The organism is Achromobacter sp. NCFB-sbj8-Ac1-l, assembly GCF_052695805.1.
In genome coordinates, this window is the sequence record NZ_CP199812.1 from 3482405 (window position 1) to 3502644 (window position 20240).

Here is a 20240-nt window from a genome sequence, read left to right on the forward strand (position 1 = left end):
GCGGGATATCCCTGTAGGCGCCACGCCTGTGGGGATTGACCCGCCATCAGGCGCTGGTCAAGTACAGCGCGGTTCGAAAGAGTGACTGTCGAACTTACGCTGAGCCAAGCCGAGGCTTGTGTAGGAAAAATCCCCTTCTGAAGAAGGATTCGTCCGATATTGCTCGGGCAGGCAAGCCGCATCCGCACGCAGCCTTGCCGCATCGGAAACACCGATACCCCCATCAAACCTTCCTGCTGGTGCGGTACGCAGCGCCGCGCCAACATCGCCCATTCCACACACGAACTTCAAGGAATTCGGCATGGGCAACAGTCTTGCAGGACAGCGGGTCATGGTCGTTGGCGGCAACTCGGGCATGGGCCTGGCCGTCAGTGCGCGCTTGATGAAAATGCACTGCCAGGTGCTGATCGTGGGCCGGTCCCGCGACAAGCTGGATGCGGCGCGCGAGCAGTTGAGGGCATTGGGCAACAGCGCGCACCCGCCATTGCGGGCACCTGACAACGTGGCGATCGAGCAGCCACCCACACCAGGTAGCGCTGCGCAAGCGCCATTAAGCACCATCGACGACGCGGCATCCAGGCAATGGACAGCCTTCAACGACCCCATCTTGCTTCAAGCAGACGTGACCGACGAAGCACAAGTCCAACAACTGTTCGAAGCATCAGGCCCGGTGGACCACGTGATCTGCACCGCCGCCGACATCCGCGGCGCCTACGAGCTGCTGCCGCAGCTGCCCCTGGACGCGCTGGACCGCGCCATCCGCTCAAAGGTCATCGCGCCCATCCTGCTGGCCAAACACGGCGCGCCGCGCATGCCGGCGCACGGCTCCATCACCCTCACGTCCGGCATTGCCGCCTACCGCCCCAGACCCAAAGGCGTCGCTGTCGCCGCCATCAATGCCGCCCTGGAAGGCGTCGTGCGCGCCATGGCCGTCGAGCTTGCGCCGCTGCGCATCAACGCCGTATCGCCGGGATGGGTACGCACGCCCATCTGGAACGACGTGGCGGGCGCGGATAGTGAATCGCTGTTGGCAGCCATGGCCGAACGGCTACCGGTCGGCCGGGTCGGCACCGGCGACGACATCGCCGATGCCATCGTCTTTCTACTTGGCAATGGCTACACGACCGGCACGGTGCTGCACGTGGACGGCGGGCATCGGCTCGTCTGATGGCGTAGCCGCCAGGCGGATCATGTCGATGAACGCGGCGACGTGGCGGGCCGGCGGCCGGGGCTGGGTGAGCAGGCAGATGGGAAGCCCTTCCCCGCTGCGGGTCGCCAGCGGCCGCCACTCGACGCGGGGCCTTGCCTCAGCGGGCTTCATGGTCCCTCCCGACGGGCCAGGCATCGTCCCGGCCGGGTTCATGGCCATTCTCGGCAAGATCGATACGCCCAACCCAGCGGACACCATCTGCATCAATGCGGCAACGCTATCCGCAACCCCGCGGATGCGGGGCCGCGCCGGGGCTTCCTGCAACAGGGCCTCGAGGTATTCCCGATAGCGGCACCCTTCCATCGTGACAATCAGCGGCAACGCCGCCAGCGCGTCCGGCGTGACCAGGCCGGACGACAGGCCCAGGGGATGACCAGCCGAAAAAACCACCACCGGCATATCCCGGGCAATGACTTCCACCTGCAGATTGACGTCGCTGGCCGGCCACCCGTGCACCAGCCCCAGATCGGCAGTGCCGTTGAGCACGGCCTGGGCGGTGGCCTGGGAGTTTCTTTCCTGGACGGCCACCTGGGCGTCGGGGTGCGCCGCGGCGAAGTGCAGCAGTTGCGGAACCAGGATGCTGGTGCACAGCGTTTGCGGGGCCGCAACGCGAATCGTGCCGGCCGGCTCGGCGGCGTTATCGCGAACCTCACGGAAAGTGTCATCCGCCAGAGCGAGTAACTCGCGGGCCCGGACTGCCAGCTTTTCTCCGGCCGGGGTCAATTGCAGCCGGTTGTTCTGGCGGAGGAATAACGGCTGCCCGACAGCCTCTTCCAGCGCCCTTACCTGTTCCGTCACGCTGGGTTGCGACAGGTGCACCCGTTTCGCGGCCTGCGTGAAGCTCAACGTTTCCACTGCCGCGATGAAGATTTTCAGTTGGCGTAGCTGGAACATGGGGGTCAGGGATTTGAGGTTTGCCGAGCGGATCAAGTTAACCCAACTCGGCCTTGCCTGACTATTGAATCGCAGCCGGCGCGTCGTGCGTCGCGCCGTCACCGTCTGCGTTGTCGCCTTGGCCCGACTGCGCTTGTTCAAGCATCGCGTCGGTCAACGTGCCGATGTGCTCGCATAACCCCTCCACCCCGCCCATCAACGCCGTCACCGCCCAGCCGTCCAGCGGCAAAGCACCCGTCGCATCCGGTTCGGCTGCGCTATTGCCGACCATGCGGACGATGGTCTGGATTGCGTAGCGGGCGCGGTCTATCTGGTGGAGATGCGTAAGGGAGACGGGGCCGAATTCGCGGTCGGAATCGACGGACCAGGGGTTTTGTGTGAGGGGGTGGTGCAGCATGGGGCTGCCTCCTATAGGACTGAGTCAGGCCGCATGCGTTGCGGCTATCCGCCTATAGCTTTCCGGCTTCCAGTCCGGACTACCTGTGGGGAGGTAGTGGGGGGAGTATATGGCGGGGGATGGGGAGGTGTTGCGGAGCGGGATATTTTTGCTACTGGTTAAGCATTCGTAGTGGGCAAGTTTTGCAGCCTACACACCATAGAGGGCAATCCGGCCTGAACCCCAAAACCTATCGATCCAATCTTCAGCTGCCGTAGTGCATAAGGGTGGGACCAAATTCTTGAAAACAAAATGCAGCCCGGCATAATTTTTCTACTAAATCCGACTGCCATCATTAGAAAATAATATATCCCGGCTAAATTTTCTTAATTTAAACCGTAGCCCGGCAGCACGATCTCATTTCGTCCATTAACATTTATAGCTTTGCGGCAAGCACAAAAATTTAGCAAGTGGCTTTATCGATATGCTGCAAGACAATCCGTTCCAATTGGGGGCTATCGATCGATTCTCCGGCAAATCGAAGCATGTCCACGCAATCATGTTCTCGTGCAATTGTTATACCAAATGAATTGCGGATCAAGGCATGGAAAAAATTGAAATCTTTAGGCTTTGCAGCCCGCAATGTTTGAAAGTAATCCAGATCGATGTCGAGTATGTAAGGTTGAGGTCTGATGCTAGCAATGCCAGAAGTGTGAGCCATTTGGTCTATCACATCAAATTTCTCTCTCAGAAATTTGTACTCGAGAACTTGGTTCGCATAATCGCGCAGGCACTCGTCGTTATGAGGGATCCGCTCACAACCGACCGCACATTCTCTGGGTACGATAAACATCTTGTCTTTTGGCGCTTCGTATGTAAATGGAGGCAAAGGCTCTAAAATCTCGTTTCTAAGTCGAGCCATGTGATCGCTGTAGTTACGATTAATGTAGTGCTTCCTCTCATTTGACAGTGTTCCCGAGGAGTCCATGTGTTGGATGGAAAAAGAATGAGATATTATTCCAGACTTGATCGCAGCATCGATGTGTTCGTCATTTTTCAGATTTTCAATCGCCAATTGAACTGATGACTCATCCAATCGATCAATTGCATCGACCAGTTCTGAGCAAAGTGTTCGGGCTTTTTCCGTATTCTGATCGCATTTCCAGAATGCGTAATTCCAAAACGCCTCATTAGTGTCGGTATGGTAATCGAGCGATATTACATACGGCGCTCGTGGAGCGCGCTTCGCCAACAACGACCAAGGAAGAAGTGCCATTTGATGGCTATCAAAAATAAACACGCTCTTATTATTTATATCCAAAGTCAACATCATAGTGCCCATGATTTTTTATTGAATCGAACTTATTTCCGATGAGGCAGGCATGCACCCATAACCTGGAAAGTGCAGTCAGCACCGCCGGTCAAGAACAATGGCGTCCGACTACGGCTTACGTTCATTTTTCCCGCATCTCTGCGCCCTATATTGCACCCAATATACGATTTGGCAATTGAAAAATGTCGCCAATAACGTCCACTCTGCGATGAGGATACAGACGTTTCAATGCATCTGCAGCTGCAGCGTCGGTTCGAAACACGTCGACGAGAGGAAAGTATGTCACATGCAATGCGTCTGCAAAATCGCTACCTGAAGGCTTGCGCGGCGTGCTAATTTGCGAAGATCTACGAATGAGTTCCGCGAGGTATCTAATGAGAGCGTCAAAGCAAGGCATAGTGCTGTTAACGCTCACCCTATCTCGTTCTGGGTCATGATTCTTGAGATCGGCCATCAGCTTAGGAACGATTGAAGCTCGAATCTCCATTGCAGCTCTAGTCAACTCCTGATCAATCACAGCAGATAGTTCAGATTTTTGCTCGACGGTCGACGCGGCACTGGCAAGCAATACTACTTCATCTCTCAGTGAGTTTATGGTATTGACATAAGACTCATATCCGCTTCTAAGTATGTCCGGAAGATCTAATCCACAATCATTACTGGAAGCCAAAAATAATGAGAGTGATTCAATATCTTGGAGGCTATCCTCTAACATACGGACAACATCCTCCCATTCCGCTTGATGCGCGTAATATCTGAGAAATACTTCTACACGTTTGAGGAAGGGATATATCTGGCGAAACTCTGCCGTTGCCGCTTCCCTGCTCTTTGTCCGGCGCAAGGTTCGATCCAGCCCACGCCTTTCGGCACGATTGCCTCGCTGGGGACGAGCCAGGGGTTGGTTGCGTAATCCCAAATCGGGAAACCAATTAGTCGAAAGTTGAGGCGGCTGATCCCCATGTCTCTTACATAGATCCTCTGCAACTTCATGCTCTAACAATGCGGAGAATGAGGGCAAGCTATCTTTCCCACAGAACTCAGCCATAGTCCGAATACGTTCAAGGCCTTCTATGGTTGCTTTACCGTCCTTCGGGTACACCTCGTAGATATGTACGTCGCTGAAAACAAAGCGTACCCTGCCCGTTTTTTTTATTTTCAGCAAATGATCTTTGAGCGCAACATACTTTTCATGATCTTTGTGCCTAATTGAAAAATGAGAAAAATCCTGACTATCTAGATAGACCGTTATCATTTAAATTCTCTGAGCAATAGCGCTGAAAATTTACAGGCTCTCGCCGCGCGCCTGAATTGGCTGCTCAAACTGTTGCGATCCCTATGTCTTCTGAGTGGTCTTACTCGTGATGGTCTTTTTTTGTGGCTCCTCCTTGATGGCAGCCCGGAAATCGTCCGGTTTCGTCGCATCAATGCCGATGACGCGGAGGTAGCGCGTCCGGTCCTTTGCCTCAAGCTCTTGTGCCTTTGCCGACAGGATCGACAGGACCTGCTGGAAATTGAGCTTCTTCTTTGTTGTCGGGTCGGTCCACTGGCGATCCTTGCTCTGCAAGACCACGACCAGGAAGCCCGTCGTCGCCATGTTGTGACGCATGTATTGGCCTACCAGTTGATCCTCAAGGGCGACGAGGTAGTCTGTGACGTCCCATCGAGCAGACATCTTCAGTTCGATGGAGGCGCGCCAATCGTCCTTGCTGCACAGGATGTCCCGGCGCTTCGCCTCGGCAGTTTGGGATTCGACGGTCACGGAGTACCGCGCGCGAGCATGATGGTTCAGCTCGCTGGCTAGGAGCCTTTGGAAGTGTGCCTCCAATGCCAGGCCCGCTTTCTGGCCTTCGGCCCCCTTCTTGTTGATTCGCGTGAAGTCGACCTCGCTAAAGAAGCTGCGCAGGCTGTGCTCGCCGCGTTCAACGTCGTACTGGACGGTGCGGAGGTCAGCATGCACTGCCATAGCGAACGAGATCGTGCCGGTGACATCTCCACGGAAGTCTTCCTCGAACTTCGGGTACTTCACTTGCGGCAGAGGCTCCCGCGTGAACTGCCGCTCACGAAGTTCGAACTGCGTCTTCTTGATGTATTCGATCGTGAAGTCGCCTGCGGGCAAGGCTTGCCCGATTCGCTCCAACGCCCTGTAGGCAGCCTCAGACGTTGCCGCGGCGATTCCGCTGATGATTACTCCGCGGAATCGCTCTGCGTTGTCCCGAGGGCCCGGGCGATAGGTAATGCCCTCCGGCCTCTCCACATCATCCTTCGGGTCGACTGCCCACCTCGTCCATAGGTACAGGTCCTCCAGCGTCGAGATGCCGTGGTCGCTCTCCGTGGCAATTCGTCTCGCGATGCCCTCGCGGTCACGACCGAATGCAGCGGCGAGGTCGAAGATGAAAGTCTTGACGGCCAAAGGGTCCAATGGACCCCAAGCGTTGACGGCATTGCGCCATCGTAGCGGACTCTGAATGAACCAGCGGGTAGCCCAGGTCAGCGCATGTTCGCGCTGCGCGCGCAGAGTCGCGTCAACTGGCTCAACCAGCGGCGAACAGTAGGAGGCCTTCATCTTCTGAAGCGCCTGACGCTCGAAGTTACTTCGCGGAACCTTGCCAGGCACCGAGAGGGCGGCCTTCAACAACCGATTCACCACGTACTCGCGGGATGGATTCACTCTTGTCAGGTGCGTCCATGCTAGATTTGCGAGCGCTTCTTGGACCGGCACAGGTGCGTCGGGAATGGATGCCAGCAGGTCTTCGGCATGCTCCCTGGACGTAGCCCCGTTCGCAGCCTCGCTCGCGATTAAAACCAACTCGGAAACCGAGGTGGCCGGATACGCCTCGACGAGGGGCCAGAACCACTTCGGATAGCCGTTGATTTCAAGGAGGCCGTAACGAATGGCTCGGCGCACCTCCGGATCGGTGAGGCCGGGAAGCGCCGACCCATCCCCAAGTTCAAGGTTGAGGCCCTGCAGACCGGCCGCAGAGATGTGGAAAGTCGAGTTCGGTTCGCTCTCCTTGAAGGTCGGGGCCTTGTCGCGCCACAGTCGACTCATGCCCAGTCGGCTCGCGGTAGCAATCTTCGCTCCAGCGGCCCGCTCGAACGCCTCGAAGTCGACCTCGCCATATCGCGAGGTGCGATTCGTTTGCAGCAGCCACCCGGCGATCCACTCGAGCGCCAGGGTATCCGTTCCGTCTGCAAGTGCGCTCAAACGCTCGGTAAGCTGTCGTTTCGCCTTGGCACCGATTGTCAGCTTCTCGCTCTTGGGCTTGACAGGCTTAGGCGCTGGCTGCTGTGTAAGGGCTCTCACGCGTTGGGCCTGCCACTCTGCGTACACGCGGGTGAGCTGCGCGTCGTTCACTTGAGCCACGTCCTCGGGCATATAGGTAAAAGGCTTGCGAAAGCCAACAACCGCGTGAAGCAGGTCGTCGTCATTGAGCTGTCTCTGAACGGTTGACTGCAGCAATGCGAGGCGCACTGCGGTATTAGCCTGTGCCGCTAACCTCAGCTCGTCGATTTCGCTGCTCTGCAGGTAGCTGTCGCAGACAACCCGATTCAAGACAAGGTACAAACGAGCGACCTTGGCCGCGTGGGTGCCGTCCGTCCGTACCACCAAGGCTTCGAGAACCTTGGCAATGAGGTCCACGTACTGCTGATCCTCGCGATTTCGCTTGTGCTTCACCTCCCTCTTCGCCATACGCACAACGAGCCCGCGCGTCAGCTTGTACAGTTGGCCATCCGTCGCGCCGGCCAGCATGCTTCCCTTCTCGAGAGAATAGGAAAGCTGGAATCCCCGCGGTCCTGCCAAGAACTGGTTGTCGACCATCACGGCGACGTCACGGGGCGAGAAATACCTCCATCCCAACTCGCTTATTAGGCGGCTGACGACGCCTTCTCGCACAGTGGTGCTCGCCACTGCTGCGTGGGCGAGTGCCGCAAGATCGTCAGGCCGACCCAATGCTAGGAAGTAGCCGACGTCGCTGCTGTCTGAAAGGACTCGGGAAAATTTGAATCGGTGGCGCTTGAGGAGCTTTGTCCGCAACGGCTCAATCTTGCACGCGGAGGCAACGTCGAGAAGGACATCCCGCGCCCAGTAGTTGTCCTGGTATTGGTCGTACAGGTTCGAAATCGTCCCGATCAATCGGTCTGGCCCCGCCTGCCAGAAGTTTTCAGACGTCAGCCTGAACATGTTGCGGCCGATGTGATCGCCCTGTTCCACCAAGCGCTTGATGCTTTCCGTCAAAGCGTCTTGTGCTGCCTTGAGCGGAACCGCCGGATTGCGGAGGTCACCGAAGAACGCCAACGCCTGCGGGTCCTTCTCCACGATGACCTCTCGGCAATGCGCATTCAGCGTGGCGAGCCACCCCAGCATCGGCAAGAAGGCACGCTGAACTCCCTGTTCGCCGCTGGTCGCAGTCCAAGTGAAGTTCTCGAGGAGCCGCTCGGCTTGGTCGGGCGAGGCCACCAGGCCGGCGAGGCGTTTGGCCGCGAGGAAGGGCACGAGTTCGTCGGGATAGACCTTGACCTGGTGGTAGCCAGAGTCGATGAAGAGTTGAGAATTCAACAGCGCCTTGATGCCCGCTTCGTGAAGCAGCGAAGACGCAATCAGCCGAGCTGACACGGCAGATTCGGGAATAGCCAGGGTCGCCTCAGGCATCTCGATGTTCACCAGCTGGCATACCACCGACGCAGAGGCTAGGCGCTGGGCTGCACCAGCCAGGAACTCTGGCTCGGGGTTGCCGACGTCTGCGAGCCGAGAGTCAGCGCCATGCAGTGTGCCGATGGCGTTCAAAACGCGCTCGAACACATCGGTCAAGGACGCCGGCGGATTGGCCACCGCGTCGATGCAGGCAAGGACGTCCAGTCCGCCCGGGCTGCGGACAAAGCCCGACAAGCCTCGCTCACTGGCAATCTCGATCAGTTGCTTGGCATCGAGCGTCGGGTATCGCCCCGTAAGGTACACGGCAGCCTGATCGTATTCCAGATGGGCCATGGAAAACAGGTGCAGCGTCGCCCCCTCCTCGGCGTCCTCTGTGACGCTGACCGCACCGCCGCTACTGTTGAGCTTCCCCCCTCCACCCGAGCCACCGATAAGCTTTGGAACTGGCTTGGAGAACAGGTTCGAGAGTTTGTCGAAAACTCCTGAGGTGAGTACCGCCGGCCGAGTCGAAATCACCCACCAGACCTGTGCGTTCGGCCAGTTCAATTCGTCGGCAACGTCTCCGACAAGCTGGCTGATACTTTCGTCCTTGCCAGCGGCGGCGGCCTCATCTAAGGAGTCCACGAAGACCGTGATGCGGCCTACAGGCGCAGCCTTCCAAGCGCGATACGCATCGCGGTCATCGCCATCCAGCGCCTTATCGAGACTTCCACGATCTGCTAGCCGGCGCAGTGCGATGAATACCGCGCTCTCGCCGTTCGCTCGCAATTGAGCCGCCTGGTGGCACATCTCGGTGGTCTTGCCGGAGTTGGCCGCCGCGACGATGACGCTGCAACGGTTCTCGAGCACCTTGGACCACCCGACCAGCTTGCCACGTAGTTGCGCAGCAATGAGTTCGCCTTGGTCGTAGCTGTCACGCTCGACAAAGCGTCGATTCAGATCGTAATAGGCCAATTCGCCCTCCGCGGTTTGTGTCTGTTTTATGCGGGAGTAGTTTAGTCACAAGAAAACACTCTGAATTGAACCGGCGGCCCCACGCGCATCGAGAGCTCTGTTTAGATGAGCAGCAGTCAAATGGGCCGCTATTCATTAAAAATGGTGCAGGTTACGGTTTCGCCAAAAAAACCGTAGTCTGACACTATTGTTCTTATCCCTGTTATTCATGCGTTGTTCGTTCTGGTGAGATGCTGTGATGTGAATGCTTCGGCCACTACGACTGCTGCCTCGATTTTATCGCCTGGGAACTGTAGGCTGATAGGCTTAGGAGGCTGCGAACTACCACTTCCACGGCCCAAAACGCGGGTGCCCGAGTGTTGGCCTATTAAAGCCTAAGTTCTTATTGCAGACCCGAAGCAGACACCCACGCAAAGGCCGATCTAAGTTGGACAATACTAGCCATTTGAGGCAAATGGCGAACCCTAGGTCGATCTTTAATCATCTTCGATCTAGTGCCCTAGAAAGCTGCGAATCTCGGCCCCAAGATTAGTTGCTGTCCTTTCGCCCCACCCCCGAGAAAAGTGACTCACTTCAAATATTTTTGCAGACACTTTCTTTTTACGTATATGAGAAATAGCGTCGTCGCCGTGTGCGATCACGATCTTTGGCCTTATCCTATCTAGCAGAAAATCGAACGGAGCTGTAATTCTTTTGTGTTGATGAAGATCATTGAACTCTTCACTGGGTGCTGAGTAAAGATTGGTCTCAAGAGCTTTTGCTGGGCCAAGAGCACAGTTAATCCACTCAATCACTCTCCGTGAATTGCTGATCTTGTTACGTCGAGTCCTTCCCGGTTTCAAGGGACGAATAGAACGTTCATATATATATTCGTTCAGCCACTTTTGTTTATCGAATCCATAGCTCGCGTGCCAGAAACTCCAAAAACCATTCCTCATGGGAGATGCTGGATTCAATCCCACAATGAAAACTTCACAACTCAATGGAGAGCCATTGCATACGAAAGGACGTAGATCTGTTGGACGGCCTATTAATGAAGACAGTTCCGTCTCAAACATCTCCAAATCACTCATCTCGCTGTATCCTCGCAAAAAACTGGATCATAAATTTCAAACAAAAATCAAGAATACAGTGTCGGTCTGACACCACTTTTTTTACAAGGGGCTCCTCGGCATTGTTAGGAACAAAACAGCAGTCAGGCTTTTTTTCGTGCCGTGACAGAGAAAATATGTGGTTGCACGACAAGCCTCGTCGTTTCAGTTCATCAACTCAACCTCACCTTGTTCGAACCATCCGTAATCAAGGATGGCTTGACGGGCAAGCCTTGGATCTGGCGAGTAATAGACGATGGCTAAGCTCTGCTCGGCTCGGCTGCAGGTCACATAGAACAAGCGACGCGTTCGGTCTGAGCTGGTTTCTCGACCCGCTGCCTCGTTGTCATGATCGGCTTTTGACTTTTCCTTGGCGCCAAAGAACTTGTCATATGCAAAAAGGAAACCTCGAGCTTCATCGTCATTTATAACGACCAACACACGAGGGAACTCCAACCCCTTGACACCCTGGTGCGTACCAAACTGCGATTCTCCGCGCACGTACAAACTGTAACGCTCAATCTGGCTAAGCGGAGCCGCAAGCGCTTTGTGCCATGCGCTCAATTCAGGGCTGATGTCTTCGGCCTCTTGGACTTCGGCCTGATCCAAATGATCATTTTTCACCGCCTTGTTGCTCGCCTCATCCGAGTCACCAGGAACGAACGGAGTTAGCGAATCTGGAACGGCAAACAACCCCGTCTGTGCCACATACTCGAGAACTGTCTGGGCATTAACCTCTGGCTGCTCCGAGATCAGCTTGAGAAGCCCGTCACATCCGGCCTTGGCCTTGTTTAGTTGCGCAACCTGATTCGATCCAGCCATTTGAAGCGCCGCACGATCTAGAAGCGGCGACGACGCCTTGATGATTGCCGTGGCTCCAAACCGGTCGTTGACGCGAAGCGCTTTGACCAACGGCAACACATCTTGAATGAAGAATCCAAGACCAGCGCCTGTGCCTTGGAGGAGATTTGTTCTGAGATTTTCGATACCCCAAAGCGGTTCGAAGAATTCCACGAATCCGAATCGCCGTGCAGACATCAGGTGCTCAAGGGCAAGCGTCTTCACCGCGTCGGAGCTCTGCCAGGCAGAATCGCCGGTAATCGTGGCCATCAGTTGGCGCACCCCCCCCTCAATGGCGAAAGGTGTGGCGCCGCCTTGAGGCGCTATGAAGACCCTGACTACTCCCTTCGCTGCATCGCTGCGAGGAACCTGTTCCTCGCCATCGACGTCGCGGCGGATGTTATTTATGACTTCGATGATGCGGCTGGGGCACCGGTGGTTCATCCGTTTGCGAGGCTTCGCCCACCTATCAGGGATGACGTGTTCCAGTCGATCTTTCCCATCCGAGTAGATGCGTTGCATCATGTCACCGAACAGTCCCAGGCAAAACCGGTCATAGAACTCTCGTTCAAGATGCAAGAGCGCGTCCATGAGCGCCTTGTTGGTGTCTTGACTTTCGTCTATGAGCAAGATCGGACAGCGGCTAACCATCATACGCCGCAGTCCTGGCTTGTTTGTAAGGAAGGCCGCCGTCATGGCGATGACTTCCGAATGATTTAGCGAGTCGCGCGTACGGTTGTCGCTGGTCGGACTGTAGATGAACTTCACGATGGAGTCCAAACGCGCCAGTCGGCGACGTTTGCTCTCCATAGATCTAAGTCGTTCAACGCCTGCTTTTGTATTGGGGCGCCCTTTCTCATGCTGTTTCTCGAGCTCAAAAATCTCCTCTTCAAGGTTCTTGGCGACCCACTGACGGATGTCTGAGTTGAATCCCTCGATTAACGACCACGAGAAGGCATGGATCGTCATGACCTCGACCCGAGGATCGAACTCCAGACGTTGCTTGATTTCGTCGCAGGCTGCGTTGGTGTAGGTGATAATGCCAATCTTCTTTCCGGTCAGCGTCAGTTGCTGGCCTCGCACCCCATCAACCGTCTTTCGGACGGCGTTGACCAAGGAACGCGTCTTCCCCGAGCCGGCGCCCGCGTACAGGAAGAAGCTTCTTGGTTTGGACATGCCAAGACACTCTATGATCGTCGCGTCGGCCTCTGCATCGAACTGATCGTCAGTAGTCGTCATGGCACGCTCAGCGTCACTACTACTGTTCCAGGGTTTGTTGGCACGGACGTGGCCGGGACAGGCTTCAGAATTTCTACCTGCCTCTTCTTCATTTGTTCCTGCAACCATTCGAGACCCTCTGCAATGTACCGGGGCACCTTCAAATCGTTGAAGTTGTCGGCCATTAAGACGTCGAGCGCAAACTCCGCCTTCTTGCCGTCTTTAAGCGCGGAGTACATGCTGGCACCAACCGCAGTCGCCCCCCCTCCCTTAGCAATGGCTTTCCGAAACTTTGCGTTCAGTCCTGGCCCTGAAAACGCGGCGAAGAAGTCGAGGTTTTCGAACACCAGCGCATCCTCAAACGTGTAAGGATAGGCAGTCTCCTTTGCAGTAGCGCCCGGGATCGTAACTTCAACAGGTGTCTGGTACGCCGCTCGCACGGAGAAAAGCGCGTCGCCAGCATCCATTGACGTCTTGGCTGCAGCCGTGGCGTTCATGAGGTCGTCAAGGTCGTCCAGTACTGGAACCCAGGTTTTAAGTGTGGTGTTGTTGGTTTTTTGGCCAACGCCTAAAGCTGGTTGAACTGATGAGCCTCCCGGCCCAGTCAGACTATCCAGATCGGTGATTACCAGCGTCAACAGGCCAAGATGATCTATCAACGGACGCAGGCGGTGCGCGTGACTACCCCCGATCTCCAGCAACGTGACATAACTCTGATGCAACACCTTATAATGAGCCCGAACAAAGTTGGGGATTAGCATGCGCTCAGCCGGCCCCTCGACGATGATCGCTGCGTCGGCGAAGAATAAGTCGGCATGCTGAGCACGCAAGTAACGAGTCACGAAGCGTTCGGTCTCCGTGCCTACTCCAAAAACCTGAGACAGGTTGACCACGGTTGACACTGGCACTTTAGCGACTATCCCAGCCGGCAACCTTCGAAAATACCGCAAATTTTCGAATGGCGTCTCGTGCGCAACGTGGCTTGAGTGGGTGCTGACGATCAACTGTGTGCGCAATACATCGCTTTCTCCCAATTCGGGACGCTTACGCAGCACTTCGTAAGCCTTCTTAATGAAGACTTGCTGCACCTGCGCGTGCAGGTGCGCTTCTGGCTCCTCCACAAGCACTAGGTGAAGAGGTTCAATGCTCGTTGCCTCGGCACCCTTGGACGCTTTGCCGACACGCATCCAGGCATCGCGAAAGCTCATCAGCTGAAAGATCATCGAGATGAGATTCTGGTAGCCCAGTCCGCTGCTACCCTCCGGTAACAACAAAGGGGGGGTAACTGCGCCCACATCCGACACCACATCGACCTCGAAGTTGACGGCCGCGCTGTGATTTAACCCATCGATCGCGCGCAAGCGCGTGGATACTCGCGGCCGCGGGTCGCTGACTCCTGGGTAGCCTAGGCCGGCTACTTCATTGAAGCACTCGCTGAAACTCTCCGTAAGCTTCAAGTCGAACGCGTCCTCGGCCGCTTCCATAGCCTGGAGAGCCTCAAGGTCCATTGGATCTGGCCCTTTGGCAGGATCCAAATGTTTGGCGTAGTAGCTACGAAGCTGCTCCGATAGCCGTGTTCCACCAGCAGAGGATTGTTGCCCACCGTCTTCGACGCTATTCAGGACCTCACCAAACCCGCGCTGTGCGGGAATATCATGCACCTTAATTAAACCATTGAGCGGATCGCCGTCGATCGGCTGTGCGGAAGCGGAGAGCGGCTGTGGCAGCGCGCGCAGCTTCTCAGGTGTTGATAGCAAGGACGGATCCAACGGATACGCTCGAATCACAAACATCGAGCTCAGCCGCTTCGCTAGGAAGTCGACCAGGGATTCAGGCCATACGGTCAGCTTGGTAGCCCCGCCCTTAACCGCTGCAACTGTCGCAGCCGTTGCTCGCATGGAATTGGCTTCCAGGGCACTGGTAACAAACTCTTTGAAGAGTGCGTCAACGCTTTTGGGCTCGTAGCGAAGCCGGACCCCAAGCCTTCCACCAGTCCAGTCCAAGAGCGGGACCAAATCCCGGACCCGATGAATCTCCTCTTCCTCAACATGCAGCCATAGGTCCAGAGTGGGAAGCGCCTGCACCCAGGGAGCCAGCGATAGGTTCGCCACGGCGCTCGCCTGATATGCCCGAACCCATGCTTCGCCTATGTCTATAATCGCCCGCAAGTGACACAGCGTAAAGTCATGGATCTCAAAAGGGCAACGGCGCGGAGTCAAAAAGCGCCGCAGCGCCAACATGGCTGAAGTCTTGCCGCTGTTGTTCGCACCAACGAACAGCGTCGTCTTCGTGGATAGATCCACGCGTGCAGACAATAGTTTTCTGAAATTCGCGATCTCGACGAATTCAATGTGCATTTCTCTTCTCGATCAGTTGCATGTACTTTTTGCAACAATAACCGAAGCATGAGAATACGGATAGTCGGGCGACGGTTCGGCGTTTGGTTTAGTGCCTCATTTTCAGACACAGTCAAAGCGCCTTGGCCCAATATCTGATTCAATTACTGCAACCTTGACGCCCGCGATCTCTACGTGTTTTGTTGAAAAGAAATCATGCCAAACTATTTCAGATTTCGTCTCTAACCCCGGTCCATTTTGATGTTTTCTTGTTGTCGGAACGCATCCAGCACACTCTGAAAATGGGAGCGTTCGAGACTCAGATTTGGTATTGATTCATACCAATCAACAGCTGGGGATTGCAGAGTGATTAGATCTCTCAGAAGACCAAATCGGCGCCAATGGATGTGGTGCTCATCGGCATGCTGCTCTGCGACGATGACGGTACAGGTGAGGTCCAAGTCATCAGGGCAAACAAGCAAGGGGACCAAGGTCTTCGAACCCGGCGTTGTGGAATAGATCCGTTCCCACATCAAGCAGGTATCGTCATCGCTATCCAAGCCTGAGTGAGCTCCTACGAGGTATAGCTCAGCTTCTGGATTATGGCGGGGCAGCCAAACCTCCAGAGGTACCCCGTCAATAGCAAAGGCCCGGTAGAAGTCGGCGCTGTACTTGGATTTATGGCTTGCAATGGATAACAGGTTGCTCATTCCACTTCTCAGATCGCTGAAGGATGTAGAGGTTGAATTTTCCAAGTATAGATGTCTGCTCTTGGCCGGTAGCAGTCTGTCGAACCCATCGTCCTAATGACCACTTTTGGTTGGAGGCCGACCTCGACTGCCCGGTCTTCAACCCAACAACGGCCTATTGATCAACGCCTTTAGCCTGCGCCAAACAAACCTCAAGCTTCGCAATCAGCGCCCTAACCTCCTCCTCGCCGAGATCCAGCGCATCACCGTGCGTACCGACCGCCACGACGCAAATAGCCGAACCGTCGAACCAGGCGTCAAGACGATCTTCAGGAAAAAGTTGGGGCACGGTTTTCTCCAGGGTTTCAGTCGTCGCCGCTGCCAGTGGCATTCCGCGCCTCAGCCAGCGCGACCGTCAAATGCATGATCTTTTTCTTCAACTGATCCCGCTCATCCGTCAACCTGGCCAGCAACTCCCGCAACCTGGCTACTTCCGCCGGCAAATCAGCAATATTCTCAATCGGAATATCCGGCACCGCCTCACGCGGCGGTGGCGCTTTGGCCTGGCGGACTTCTCGGGCGGCTTGTTGTAGTTCTTTCTTGCCGCCCGCTACCGCGGCAGCCTGGCGTTCTGGCGGCAATGTGGCCACCGCTGCCGCGGCGTTGATGGAAATCGCTCCATCCTTGACCGCGCGCACCAACTCCGGCGCGGCGGCCTTCTGGATTTTCTCGATCTGGCCCAAAGTGCTGCTGCTGATGCGGGCTTCGCGTGCCAAGGTCTGGCGGCTGATCGCAGCGGCAGGCGGCGCGGGGGGAATCGGAGGCGGCGGCGTGCTGCCGTCGTCTTCCCACGGCGGCACGCTGCGAGACTGCAGGATTTCCTTCTTACGCAGGGCCAGGACGCCCCGCTGGAAGTCGGAAACGCTGCGCCGGCCCAGATGGTTTTCGATCATCCAAAGATGCACATCTTCCATGGACTTGAACGAGGTGTTCTGACGGGTCTCGAACGGAATGCCGTGCTTCATGCACAAGGCGTAGCGATTATGACCATCGACCAGCAAGTCACCCCACAGGACCAGGGCGTCGCGGCAGCCTTCGGCCAGCAGGCTGCGTTCGAGGGCTTCGCGCTCGTCGTCGGTCAAGGGGTCTATATAGGCGCGCAGGCCTTCGTCGATTCTTATATTCATGGTGTCCAAAAAATAATGCTTGCCCGACCCGCTGCGATTCCGCCGCGACTCGCTGCAGCCGGTTGAGGCCAAGCGTCTGCTGCGGCTAGGCCGCCCTTCCCCGGTCGCTCACGTCAACCCCGCCTTACGGCAGCCGACCATCCAGCGCAGCATGCACCGCCGCCAGCCTCACCTCGGGGTCCGTCAGCGCCAGCAACCGAACCTTCTCGGCCGCCGGCATCGGCAACAACTCACACCAGCGATCAGCCACCCAAGCGCACTCATCCAGGCGGTACGGTGGCGCTAGGGGCATGCTCTCTGCGGGCAAGCCTTCTTGTTGCCATTGAGCGACCAAACTGCCCAGCGCGTCGGCGCAGGGTTGCAAGGCGGCAGGCACGGGAAGGAGCGGGTCGTCGGGGATGGGTTCGATTTCGCCCATCCAAAGACCGTATCTTGCCAGTTGGCTGGAAACCAGCCGAAAACGGCTTGTCCCGACACAGCGCAACTGCAATAGCGCGGGCATGGGCGCGTCCCAGGTGTCGATGCGGGCCAGGGTGCCGATGGGCGCCAGGGTTTCGGTGCCTTCGGGGGAGCGCACCTCGTTGCCCGCCAGCAGCGCGACGACGCCGAATTCGGTGCCGTCGGCGATGCAGCGGCGGATCATGTCCAGGTAGCGGACTTCGAAGATGCGCAGGTGCATGACGCCTGCGGGGAACAGGGCGTTGGAGAGCGGGAACAGGGGGATGGTGGCCACGGCGCCGCCCTACTTCACGGCGAAGGCGTCGTCGACGGGCACCTGCATGGCGGTGACCAGGGCGTTGGTCTGGGCGGCCATGCCGATGACGCCGAGCAGTTCGGCATGCTGGCCGTCGGTCATGCCCTTGGCGCGGGCGGCGGCGGTGTGGGAGTGGATGCAGTAGGTGCAGCCGTTGGCGGTGGAGACGGCGATGTAGATCATTTCTCGGACGAGGGGCGAGAGTTCGCCTTCGGCCATCATGACTTGTTTCAGCTGGGCCCAGACGCGCTCCAGTTGCGGCGGGTCGTTGGCCAGGGCGCGCCAGAAGTTATTGACGAAATCGGACTTGCGGGTGGCGCGGATGTCTTCGAACACCGCCCACGCCTGGGGATTCTTGCGGACTTCTTCGTCCGACAGCAAATGCACCGTTGCCATACGCCACTCCGACAGGAAAACCGGCGGGCGGCGACAGTGCCGCCCGCGCAATGTTCCATTGAACTGGAAAGGCTGGCGCGGTTCAAGCCGTGGGAAAAGTGCCGGACGGTTTCATGAAGGAATGTCCGACGCCTTCACGACGGAGCGCCGGGAGGAGTACAGAACGGCTTCACGGCGAAACCGACGCCGGTTTGAACGGGTCCAGCGGATAGCGCGGTCGATTTCTCCGTTGATACGGAAACAACGAGAAATCCGAGCTGGTCACCCCCGGGCTGTCGCATTCAATCAAGGCGCAAGAAATCGGCACGAACACCGGTCGGCAGTACATGCGCGATTTAACGAGGATGAAGCGAGCCTCACGCGGGTTGATACCCAGGCTTTCGAAGACGCCCAGGTCCCAGGGTTCATGCGTTCTCTCCGTCACCACCAACTGGGCGGCGCCGATGTCGAGGACGGCGCTGCGGCCCATGCAGGCGGTCTGGCCGGTGTAGGTGGGGCCGGTGATGACGTAGGTGCCGTCGGTGATGGCGCGCACAACTCCGCGCAGCGTCACGGGCGCTGCAGGGCGGCCGATGGAGGGGATGGGCCGTTTGTTGCCGACGGGCAGTTCGACGCGGGCGCCCTCGCCTGCCTGGATCATGGCCTCGACCGCTTCAGGGTCGCAGTACAGGCCGGCGACAATGCCGGTCAGGCCGGCGTCGACGGCGGCCATCAGCACGTCCATCGTGTCGCAGGTGCCGCCGGACATGCAGTTGTCGCCATGATCCAGCAACAACACGGGACGATCCGCGCCGCGTGCCGCGGCGACGGCGCGGTCCAGGGACGCGGCCAGGGGTTCGGCTTCATAGACGAAGCCGTCGCGGTCTTCCCAGATGGCGGCGGCCAGGCCCGCGGCGACGCGGTCGGCGCCGTCCGCATCACGGGCGGCGACGACGACGACGGACAGGCAGGGATCGGGGATGTCGGCCAACGCAAAGCCGGCCAGCACGGACACGCCCAGCATGCCGCCGGCTTCGGCGCCGCGGGCGGCCTGCACGGCGCGGCGCATGGCGCCTTCGGCGGTGTTGCTGCGCAGGGTGTGGCTCATGAGCGGCAGGCGGCGCCAGGCCATGGTGGGCCGGGGGCCGCCGGACAGCCAGTCGAACAGGATGCGGCCGGCGTGTTCGCCGGTTTCGTACATGTCGATGTGGGGATAGGTCTTGAAGCTGATGATGACGTCGGCGTTGTCGACCATTTTCTGTGTGACGTTGCCGTGCAGGTCCAGGGCGACGGCGATAGGCACGTCGGGGGCTTGCTGGCGCAGGCGCTCAAGCAGGTCACCTTCGCCGTCGTCGGTGGTTTCGACGGCCATGGCGCCGTGCAGGTCGAGCAGGATGGCGTCGCAGCCGTGGGCGCCGGCAACGATGCGGTCGCACAGTTGGCGGTAGGCGTCGCCGTCGACGCGGCCGCTGGGGTAGGCGGTGGCGGACACGGGGGTGACGAGGGTGGCGGCGCGCGCCTCGGCCAGGTCGATGAAGGCGGACATGGCGGTGCGCTTGCCTTTGTTTTCTTCATAGGCCTGGGCGCCGTAGGTGGGGCCGTCGTTGCCAAAGGCCGACAACGGCGTGGGCACGGGCGAAAAGGTGTTGGTCTCGTGGTTCATGCGGGCGATCAGGACTTTCATGCCTTGCCTCCTCCGGCAGTGGGGTCGGGGCGTGCAGCGCCGCCCAGGCCCAGTTTTTCCATGGCTTCGCTGGCCTCGATGATCATGGCGGCGACCTCAGCGACGCTGACGCGCAGGCCGGTGGCGCGGGTGCGCATGTGTTCGTAGGCGGCGCGTTCGTCCAGGCGTTGGTGGTCCATCAGCACGCGGATGGCTTTTTCGATGACGCGGCGTGCCTTGATGGTGTTTTCGAGTTTGTCGATTTTGTTCTGTTGGCGGCTCTGGAATTGTTTGGCGGAGCGCGCCAGGACCAGGGTGCTGAGGATGCCCGCGGAACGGAATGGGCGGGTCAGAACGCCGTGGGCGTTGGTTTTTAGCAGTTGTTTCAGGGTGGTGGGGGTTTCGTATTCGGACAGGGCGATGAGGGTGGCCTCAACTTCGCTGGCGGACCAGGCCGAGCTGTTCTGGCCGCACTGCGAGACCTGGAAGAAAACGACGTCGGCGCCCGCCGGGGGCTTGTCGGGAAACGGCCAGCACAGGTGGATGCGGCAGCCGATGCGCTTGAGCTGTTCGACCAGCAGGTCGCGGTCTTCGCCGGGCGGATAGGCCACGGCGACCGCGACGCTGCGCAGGTCTTCATAAAGGCGGCGAAGGCTATGGTCCATG

Annotated in this window: 17 protein-coding genes; 1 reads left to right on the plus strand and 16 read right to left on the minus strand. The window is 57.9% G+C overall.

Going from position 1 to position 20240, the window contains the following annotated elements; all coding sequences use genetic code 11:
* Positions 1-57: 57 nt before the first annotated feature.
* Positions 58-303, minus strand: coding sequence for a hypothetical protein (locus ACUDP5_RS15955; RefSeq protein ID WP_445656547.1), 246 nt, complete (start codon positions 301-303; stop codon positions 58-60).
* Between ACUDP5_RS15955 and ACUDP5_RS15960 the strand changes: the two genes are divergently transcribed.
* Entirely contained in the window at positions 302-1168 is an 867-nt protein-coding gene (locus ACUDP5_RS15960; RefSeq protein ID WP_445656548.1) for an SDR family oxidoreductase, read from the plus strand. The genes ACUDP5_RS15955 and ACUDP5_RS15960 overlap by 2 nt on opposite strands.
* Here ACUDP5_RS15960 and ACUDP5_RS15965 read toward each other — a convergent pair.
* The 15 genes from ACUDP5_RS15965 to ACUDP5_RS16035 form a co-directional block, all read right to left on the minus strand.
* The gene (locus tag ACUDP5_RS15965) at positions 1103-2140 is read right to left on the minus strand and encodes a LysR family transcriptional regulator (RefSeq protein ID WP_445656549.1); all 1038 of its coding nucleotides are present in this window, start codon (positions 2138-2140) and stop codon (positions 1103-1105) included. The genes ACUDP5_RS15960 and ACUDP5_RS15965 overlap by 66 nt on opposite strands.
* Before the next feature lie 25 nt (positions 2141-2165).
* Complete coding sequence (locus ACUDP5_RS15970) at positions 2166-2501, minus strand: hypothetical protein (RefSeq protein ID WP_445656550.1); 336 nt, start codon at positions 2499-2501, stop codon at positions 2166-2168.
* Between the two features lie 442 nt (positions 2502-2943).
* Positions 2944-3822: a UPF0489 family protein gene (locus ACUDP5_RS15975; protein WP_445656551.1), complete on the minus strand. Its 879-nt coding sequence runs from the start codon at positions 3820-3822 to the stop codon at positions 2944-2946.
* A 136-nt stretch (positions 3823-3958) separates the two neighbouring features.
* Positions 3959-5065: a hypothetical protein gene (locus ACUDP5_RS15980; RefSeq protein WP_445656552.1), complete on the minus strand. Its 1107-nt coding sequence runs from the start codon at positions 5063-5065 to the stop codon at positions 3959-3961.
* Positions 5066-5146: 81 nt separating this feature from the next.
* Complete coding sequence (locus ACUDP5_RS15985; RefSeq protein WP_445656553.1) at positions 5147-9421, minus strand: hypothetical protein; 4275 nt, start codon at positions 9419-9421, stop codon at positions 5147-5149.
* A gap of 491 nt (positions 9422-9912) precedes the next feature.
* On the minus strand, positions 9913-10494 hold the full coding sequence (locus tag ACUDP5_RS15990; RefSeq protein ID WP_445656554.1) for a hypothetical protein: 582 nt from the start codon (positions 10492-10494) through the stop codon (positions 9913-9915).
* A gap of 183 nt (positions 10495-10677) precedes the next feature.
* Positions 10678-12591 (minus strand): UvrD-helicase domain-containing protein, encoded by a 1914-nt coding sequence (locus ACUDP5_RS15995; protein WP_445656555.1) that lies wholly within the window; start codon positions 12589-12591, stop codon positions 10678-10680.
* Positions 12588-14927 carry an AAA family ATPase gene (locus tag ACUDP5_RS16000; protein ID WP_445656556.1) on the minus strand — a complete coding sequence of 780 codons (2340 nt, stop codon included), beginning with the start codon at positions 14925-14927 and terminating at the stop codon, positions 12588-12590. Before ACUDP5_RS16000 ends, ACUDP5_RS15995 begins: the two co-directional genes overlap by 4 nt.
* A gap of 221 nt (positions 14928-15148) precedes the next feature.
* Positions 15149-15616, minus strand: coding sequence for a hypothetical protein (locus ACUDP5_RS16005; protein WP_445656557.1), 468 nt, complete (start codon positions 15614-15616; stop codon positions 15149-15151).
* Between the two features lie 154 nt (positions 15617-15770).
* Positions 15771-15944: a hypothetical protein gene (locus ACUDP5_RS16010; RefSeq protein WP_445656558.1), complete on the minus strand. Its 174-nt coding sequence runs from the start codon at positions 15942-15944 to the stop codon at positions 15771-15773.
* Between the two features lie 16 nt (positions 15945-15960).
* The gene (locus ACUDP5_RS16015) at positions 15961-16782 is read right to left on the minus strand and encodes a hypothetical protein (protein WP_175220882.1); all 822 of its coding nucleotides are present in this window, start codon (positions 16780-16782) and stop codon (positions 15961-15963) included.
* A gap of 124 nt (positions 16783-16906) precedes the next feature.
* Positions 16907-17515 carry an LON peptidase substrate-binding domain-containing protein gene (locus ACUDP5_RS16020; protein ID WP_445656559.1) on the minus strand — a complete coding sequence of 203 codons (609 nt, stop codon included), beginning with the start codon at positions 17513-17515 and terminating at the stop codon, positions 16907-16909.
* 9 nt (positions 17516-17524) lie between these two features.
* The gene (locus ACUDP5_RS16025; protein ID WP_175216536.1) at positions 17525-17932 is read right to left on the minus strand and encodes a carboxymuconolactone decarboxylase family protein; all 408 of its coding nucleotides are present in this window, start codon (positions 17930-17932) and stop codon (positions 17525-17527) included.
* Between the two features lie 169 nt (positions 17933-18101).
* Entirely contained in the window at positions 18102-19595 is a 1494-nt protein-coding gene (locus tag ACUDP5_RS16030) for a M81 family metallopeptidase (RefSeq protein WP_445656560.1), read from the minus strand.
* Complete coding sequence (locus tag ACUDP5_RS16035) at positions 19592-20239, minus strand: ANTAR domain-containing response regulator (protein ID WP_263913148.1); 648 nt, start codon at positions 20237-20239, stop codon at positions 19592-19594. Before ACUDP5_RS16035 ends, ACUDP5_RS16030 begins: the two co-directional genes overlap by 4 nt.
* Position 20240 lies beyond the last annotated feature (1 nt).